Below are 481 nucleotides of genomic sequence, written 5' to 3' on the forward strand. Positions count from 1 at the left end.
GATGTGGGTGATCGGGCTCAGGTCGCTGCGTTGCTGTCTGGTGCGGAGCGGCCGTGGACGGGGGTGTTTCATCTGGCGGCGGTTCTGGATGACGGGGTGGTGGAGGCGCAGTCGCCGGAGCGGTTGGCGGGGGTGTGGGGGCCGAAGGCGGATGGTGCGCGTCATCTGGATGAGCTGAGTCGTGAGCTGGGGCTGGATCTGGCTGCGTTCGTGTTGTTCTCCTCGGCTGCGGGTGTGCTGGGGGGTGCGGGGCAGTCGAATTATGCGGCGGCGAATGTGTTTGTGGATGTGTTGGCGGCGCGTCGTCGGGCGGTTGGTCTGCCTGCGTCGAGTCTGTCGTGGGGGTTGTGGGAGCAGGCGGGTGTGGGGTTGACCGCGGGTCTGGGGCAGGCTGAGCTGGCCCGGATGCGTCGGCAGGGGGTGGCGGCGCTCAGTGAGCGTCAGGCGCTCGCCGCGCTGGATGCCGCGCTCGCCCAGCCCT

Annotated in this window: 1 protein-coding gene; it reads left to right on the forward strand. The window is 69.4% G+C overall.

The genetic code is table 11. The annotated features are described in order from the left end of the window. Positions 1 to 481, forward strand: a 481-nt coding sequence (locus BIV23_RS44910; RefSeq protein WP_143079274.1) for a KR domain-containing protein, incomplete at both ends; no start/stop codon positions are given.

This window comes from Streptomyces monashensis (assembly GCF_001866665.1).
Taxonomy (GTDB): Bacteria; Actinomycetota; Actinomycetes; order Streptomycetales; family Streptomycetaceae; genus Streptomyces; species Streptomyces monashensis.